This window comes from Mesorhizobium sp. M7A.F.Ca.US.006.04.2.1 (assembly GCF_004022915.1).
Classification (GTDB): Bacteria; Pseudomonadota; Alphaproteobacteria; order Rhizobiales; family Rhizobiaceae; genus Mesorhizobium; species Mesorhizobium ciceri.
The window spans coordinates 1-5,154 of sequence record NZ_RZQA01000464.1; the positions used below are offsets into that span (position 1 = coordinate 1).

A 5,154-nucleotide genomic window follows, 5' to 3' on the forward strand; every position below is an offset into this window, starting at 1 on the left:
CCAGCCCTGTCAGCAATCCGCCGGCACCGCCGATCACGGCTCCAATCCCCGCGCCAGCCCCGGCATCCTCGGCAGCCTCCGAACGGTCGCCCTCGTACCAGTCATCCGAGTTGTTGGCGACGATGCTGATGTTCGCATGCGGGACGCCCGTGGCTTCCAGTTCGCGGACCGCGTCGGCCGCGTCGTCATAATTGTCGAACAGTCCAGTTACCGTTTTCATTGATTTCTCCTGATCCGTGCTCACTTGCTGGCGGCAACGACGTTGCCCTGATAGTCCAGGCCGACGGCGAGGCTTTCGCCTGCCTTGGTGGCATGGCCCCGCCAGATGCCCTGGTCGTCCTTGGTAAGCTTCGACACGTTGGTATAGCCTGCACCCTCGATGCGGCTCTTGGCCTGGGCTTCGGTGAAGCTGTTTGCGCCGGGAACGAGAGCGGCGGCATTGGGGGTATTGTCGGTCTTCACCGCCGGTGTTGTCGCTCCCGTGATGGCGTCCTGCCCGGCTGCGATCTTTTCGATCATCTGCTGGTGCGTCTTCAGCGTATCGACCGTTTGCTGGGCGAATGTCTTGAGCCCGGCGTTGTCGCCGCCGCTGGCATAGGTTTCAAACAGCTTGACGGCGTCGGCATGCGCCTTGCGCTGCATGTCGACATAGGCTGGATCGATCGGTGCCTGCGCATTCTTGAGCTTGTCGAGATCGCCCTGGTGCTGGGCATCAAGCGCCGACGGCACTTTCAATTTTTGTTCGCCGGCCACCGTTGCCAGCTTGGCATTGGCCGCGCCGTGATCGCGGATCATCATCTGGGCGAAGTCCTTGATGCTCTGGTCCTGAACCTTGCCCAAGGCAATCTGGCTCGAGTCGACTTCGAACTTGCCGCCGATGGCAGCCTTGTCGACGAAGGCCTGGGCGCTGTCGGCAGCAAAAGCAGGCACGGCGAGAAGAATGGAAGCAGCGGCGAGCGATGCGAAAAATTGTCGTGTTTTCATCGGCTTTGTCCTTGCCTGGGATGCGTCGCCCTAACAGGCCAAGATGCGCTTTGTTCCGATACCCAGACGACATGCCTGCAGGCCCGGCAGCACCACGATCCACGCATGAGGCTGCCGGATTATCTCGCGTGAGATCTGCCACATCGACGTAAAATGTGGAGAAGTGACAGGCGACAGGAACGCCGGCACCATGAACCAGCGTGGCTGCAAAAAAGCCGTGGTCGAGACAAGCAGTTTCCAGGCGCCGCTATTCTACATGCAGCATGGGTTCGAGGAATTCGGCAAAGTCGAATTCGGAATTCCAGGGCATGTACGAATCTTCCTTCGCAAGGACCTGTTGTAAGTCTTGGGACGGGCGCGCACGGATGGCCATCGGCTAGTTGTTTCAAACGCCAGGTGCTCTGGAACAAACCGACGGTTGCGGAGTTAAAGCGCGTCGCGACGCGCACTCTTGCAGCGGCGTGTCGAATAGAGTGCATCCCGCTGGAGAGGCATGTGCGTACTGGACATTTCAGAAAGCCGATTGTCATTCAACCTGGCCGGATAGACCGCGACAGGGTTGTGGTTTCGGTGTCGGACGCAGCCGAAGTGCTGCTGCGGGACTGGCCAAAGCCGACATCCGAGAGGCGTCTTGCCGCGATCAGAGCGTGCCTTGCCGTCATGCGAGGCGAAAAGCCGACAAGGGCGGCACGACAGGCGTTCATCGTTGCGGCCAAGGACGCCAGGATTCTGCTGAGCGAGCAAGTCTGACCGTGGCGGGTCGCCTCAGTGCATGCAAGCTTGGTTCCGCTGGCGCCTGCAAGTGCGATACTGCCGAGATTGGTTCGAAGGGGAGAGATTATGGCTAAGGTTTCAGGTCTCACGCCTGCCGCGGCCAGAGGCGAAGTTCAGGCAGGAGCAACGCACGACAAGACGCCGGGGTTCGATCCCGCCATTGCCCCGCTTGAGACAGACGCAGAGGCCGCGGACACACAAAATCCGGTCGCTAAGACAAGTCCGCCGCGCACTCGTCCAAAATTCGAAAACGATGCCAGCTTTGCCAATGCCATGCGTCCGGTCGAAGGCGAGCCGGAACTGCGGCCTAGCGGCAACTGGCCGGTGTTGGTGATTGCAGCTGTCGTTTTGACAGCAGCCGTGGTCTTCCTGGCGGCAAGCATGCTGCGATGAGACTAATCCCGACGATGCAGCACCCACGACCTATTCCTGGAGGTCCGGCGCGTCCTTCATGCCTGAGAGTTCGGTCATTGGGCACAGCAGCCGCGGTCGCGCGGGATCGGAGATGTCGAGCTTGTCCCAAGGAATGCGGTATAGACCGTCGCGGCGGCGCAATCGGAAAAGATCCAGCACCGCCACGCCTATGGCCGAAGCCGAAAGACGCTCGAAAGCAGCGTAGACCCCGACGTGGAATTCGGTGACGACGAAATCGTCACCATCCCGTTCGGCGCGGATCTCCTCGATATAACCGACATTCTTGCCGCGCTGCGAGAGTACGCGCCGCCCCGCCAGATGCTCGAGATTGACCGTGATCATCATCAAGCTCCCGGAATGCGCCCGATGATATGGTCGCGCAACCAGTCCTGCCAGGCGAAGATCGACGTTTCTCGCACATCGATGTCGAACTCGATATCGATGCCGATATCTTTCACCTTGCGCCAGGCGATCCGATGAGGTTCGCCATGCTGCTTGCCACCCAGCTTGACCGCGAGCCGCGCCATCCAGCGCCCGGGCCGTGCGCCGAGGCGACGCGCCAGGGTGATGGAGCCGAGCTCGATGGCAATGATCCGAGGCGGCTTGCCAGGCCGCAACTGCGCCACCAAACCGTCGACCTTACCGACCTTGACCTGCTCGCGGTCGACCACCTGCTTGTCCAGGAGATCACGCAGCAACTTCATCATGTGCCTCCGAATATCTGCAGCGGGATGGTCACCACCGCCAGTACGAAGCCAAGCGCGATGATGAAGATGACGGCGGCATTTGACAAAATGCCGTTGCGATGCTCGCCGACATAACGTTTGTCGTTCAGCAGAAACAGGAACGGAACGACGGTCAGCGGAAGGCTGGCAGCCGTCAGCGCCATGGAAAAGATGGTGAGCCTCAGCGGGTCAAGACCAAGCGCGATGGGAATAGCCGCCAACAGCAATGATATCGTGTAGGTGGCGCTGAAACCCGGATCGTCGCGCGGCTTGCGATCCTCGCCCCAATTCCAGCCGAACCCTTGGGCCACAAGATAGGCCTGTTGCAACCCGACCTCGAGTGCGGCGCCGAAGCAGGCGATGGCGAGAGAAGCAACAAACAGCACGAAGCCCCAGAAGCCGAATATGGGGATCAGCATCAACGGCAGTTGGTGATAGTCGTCCACCTGGGTGACGCCATGCGTGGCGAGCACGAGAGCGGCCACGATCAACACGCCGATCGAGATGGTGCCCCCGAAGGTCATGCCCAACCCCGCTATGGCCCGATTGGCGCCGAGATAGCTTTTGTCCCACCGGTCCTCGATGGCCCCCGAGGAATAGAACATGAACAGGTAGGGCGATATCGAGGCGCCCAGAATGCTGACCGCCATGAACCAGTAATTGGCGGCATCGTGGACCGGCAGCGAAGGCACGGCGCCCCTTGCGACTGCCGTCCAATCAGGTCTCAGCATCACCGCTCCGACGACGAAACACAGCGTCACCAGACCGAGAAACGACACGCCCTTCTCGATGACGCCGAACGTGCCTTTCCAGAGCAGCAGCCACGCCAGCAAAGCCACCGGCAGTGCCCACCACTGGAAGCCTATGCCCGTGGCAAGTTCGAGCGCGATGGCAACGCCGCCGATCTCTGCGGACAGCACCAGGAAATTGACCAGCAAGGCGGCAAGCAACGGCCATAGAAAGACGTTGAAACCGAACCTTTCGCGGATGCCGTCGGAGATCGTGTGATGGCTCACGGCCGCGAACCGGCCGGACATTTCGACAAGGAAGATGATGCAGACGGTGCCAAGCACCACCGCCCAGATCAACTGGAAGCCAAACATCGCGCCTGCCTGCGCCGCCGTCGCCATGGACCCAACTTCGAGGAAGCCGCCGACGCTGGTGACGACGCCGAGGGATATTTCCATGAGCTTTTTCATGGCTTCGGCGCGAAATACTTGGCGTAGGCGGTAGCGAGCGCACGCGACGCCAGCCGTAAATCCTGTTGCGCGTCTTGGACTTCCAGCCGGTCATCTGCCTGCAGTCCGGCCTCGGCACGCGTCACCCCGACCGACAAATCATTGACTGCTTTTGTCAGAGAAGCTTGCTCGGTGGGTTCACTGATTTCGGCGGACCGGATTTGCGCCCCGACATCGGCAAGCGTCTTGCCGATCGATTGCAGCGTGTCCACCGTGTATGCGGTCGGCGCCGCCCCTGCCGCCCAGGCGTCCAGCGCCATCAACACGGTCTGCGATGCGGACGCCACGGTTCGTGATTGCTGCTCGATCTGATCGGAAGATGAGCATGCCGAGAGCATCAGCAAAAGCAGGCACAAGCAGTCAAGCCTGAGATAGCGGCGGCTAACGATCAAATCAGGCGTTTGGTGCGCCACAGAATAGTCTCCCCGACGCAACAAACCGCGGCCGGCGTGAATCTGATCTAGAGCGCTCGACGAGTCCGTCAACAACCGCGGCTCCCGATCCGGAGCACGAGGCGGTCTCAATCGGGTTTCGATTGCTAGTGGGGTGCTGAACGTCAATCGGGGCGATCCCCGCTCGAAGCGTCTTGGATTCCGTATTCGTGAATGAGGCCGAGAACCTGACTTCTGACTGTGTCGCGCGCGTCGGGCTGGATGAAAAACATCAGCCGCTCGACCGCTTCCACAACTGCTTCCGGCAGATCCGAAACCGCATCGGTGAGTTCGCTGCCATGCTCGTACATATTGTCCGTCAGCTTCTTGTCGAGGTCGGAAAGGATGCCCATCATCCGCACTCCAGATCGGTGCTGTGTTGATCTCAGTTCGACAGCGTCACGGCCAGGTCACCCTCCCCTGTTGCTGCCAGCCATCGATCACTGTTGCCCCGGCATTTCCGTGTTTTCCCTGGGATTTTTCTGGACGCCGGCAGCCGGGGCGGTATCCGCCGGGGCATTGCCGCCCTGGTTCTGCTCCGGCGCGCGTTTCAGCGGCGAGGTCTGCCATCCCATGTCAACGTAGAAA

General features: G+C 60.7%; 9 protein-coding genes. 2 read left to right on the forward strand and 7 right to left on the reverse strand.

Annotated elements, in window-relative coordinates; all coding sequences use genetic code 11:
• Together EN925_RS22600 and EN925_RS22605 are read right to left on the reverse strand one after the other, a co-directional pair.
• The coding region (locus EN925_RS22600) for a general stress protein (protein ID WP_348630360.1) at positions 1 to 220 on the reverse strand (220 nt) is incomplete at its 3' end.
• A gap of 20 nt (positions 221 to 240) precedes the next feature.
• A complete protein-coding gene (locus EN925_RS22605; RefSeq protein WP_013533176.1) occupies positions 241 to 984 on the reverse strand; it encodes a DUF4142 domain-containing protein in 744 nt (247 codons plus the stop codon).
• A gap of 495 nt (positions 985 to 1,479) precedes the next feature.
• On the opposite strand from EN925_RS22605, the gene EN925_RS22615 reads away from it, so the two are divergent.
• Both EN925_RS22615 and EN925_RS22620 read left to right on the forward strand, forming a co-directional pair.
• Positions 1,480 to 1,734, forward strand: coding sequence for a DUF982 domain-containing protein (locus EN925_RS22615; protein ID WP_013533177.1), 255 nt, complete (start codon positions 1,480 to 1,482; stop codon positions 1,732 to 1,734).
• Positions 1,735 to 1,824: 90 nt separating this feature from the next.
• Entirely contained in the window at positions 1,825 to 2,151 is a 327-nt protein-coding gene (locus EN925_RS22620) for a hypothetical protein (protein ID WP_127366618.1), read from the forward strand.
• 30 nt (positions 2,152 to 2,181) lie between these two features.
• On the opposite strand, the gene EN925_RS22625 is transcribed toward EN925_RS22620, so the two are convergent.
• The 5 genes from EN925_RS22625 to EN925_RS22645 form a co-directional block, all read right to left on the reverse strand.
• Positions 2,182 to 2,517 (reverse strand): hypothetical protein, encoded by a 336-nt coding sequence (locus EN925_RS22625; RefSeq protein WP_244506918.1) that lies wholly within the window; start codon positions 2,515 to 2,517, stop codon positions 2,182 to 2,184.
• On the reverse strand, positions 2,517 to 2,876 hold the full coding sequence (locus EN925_RS22630) for a hypothetical protein (protein ID WP_063171484.1): 360 nt from the start codon (positions 2,874 to 2,876) through the stop codon (positions 2,517 to 2,519). Before EN925_RS22630 ends, EN925_RS22625 begins: the two co-directional genes overlap by 1 nt.
• The gene (locus tag EN925_RS22635) at positions 2,876 to 4,096 is read right to left on the reverse strand and encodes an Nramp family divalent metal transporter (RefSeq protein WP_027164011.1); all 1,221 of its coding nucleotides are present in this window, start codon (positions 4,094 to 4,096) and stop codon (positions 2,876 to 2,878) included. The genes EN925_RS22630 and EN925_RS22635 overlap by 1 nt, the downstream gene beginning before the upstream one ends.
• Positions 4,093 to 4,548, reverse strand: a complete 456-nt coding sequence (locus EN925_RS22640; RefSeq protein ID WP_127366617.1) for a hypothetical protein — start codon at positions 4,546 to 4,548, stop codon at positions 4,093 to 4,095. The genes EN925_RS22635 and EN925_RS22640 overlap by 4 nt, the downstream gene beginning before the upstream one ends.
• Before the next feature lie 143 nt (positions 4,549 to 4,691).
• Positions 4,692 to 4,922: a hypothetical protein gene (locus tag EN925_RS22645; RefSeq protein WP_013533183.1), complete on the reverse strand. Its 231-nt coding sequence runs from the start codon at positions 4,920 to 4,922 to the stop codon at positions 4,692 to 4,694.
• Positions 4,923 to 5,154 lie beyond the last annotated feature (232 nt).

What these genes read in the sequence shown, in the direction of transcription:
- EN925_RS22605 (WP_013533176.1), bottom strand. Translation starts at nt 984, where the DNA reads ATGAAAACACGACAATTTTTCGCATCGCTCGCCGCTGCTTCCATTCTT.
- EN925_RS22620 (WP_127366618.1), top strand. Translation starts at nt 1,825, where the DNA reads ATGGCTAAGGTTTCAGGTCTCACGCCTGCCGCGGCCAGAGGCGAAGTT.
- EN925_RS22625 (WP_244506918.1), bottom strand. Translation starts at nt 2,517, where the DNA reads ATGATGATCACGGTCAATCTCGAGCATCTGGCGGGGCGGCGCGTACTC.
- EN925_RS22630 (WP_063171484.1), bottom strand. Translation starts at nt 2,876, where the DNA reads ATGAAGTTGCTGCGTGATCTCCTGGACAAGCAGGTGGTCGACCGCGAG.
- EN925_RS22635 (WP_027164011.1), bottom strand. Translation starts at nt 4,096, where the DNA reads ATGAAAAAGCTCATGGAAATATCCCTCGGCGTCGTCACCAGCGTCGGC.
- EN925_RS22645 (WP_013533183.1), bottom strand. Translation starts at nt 4,922, where the DNA reads ATGATGGGCATCCTTTCCGACCTCGACAAGAAGCTGACGGACAATATG.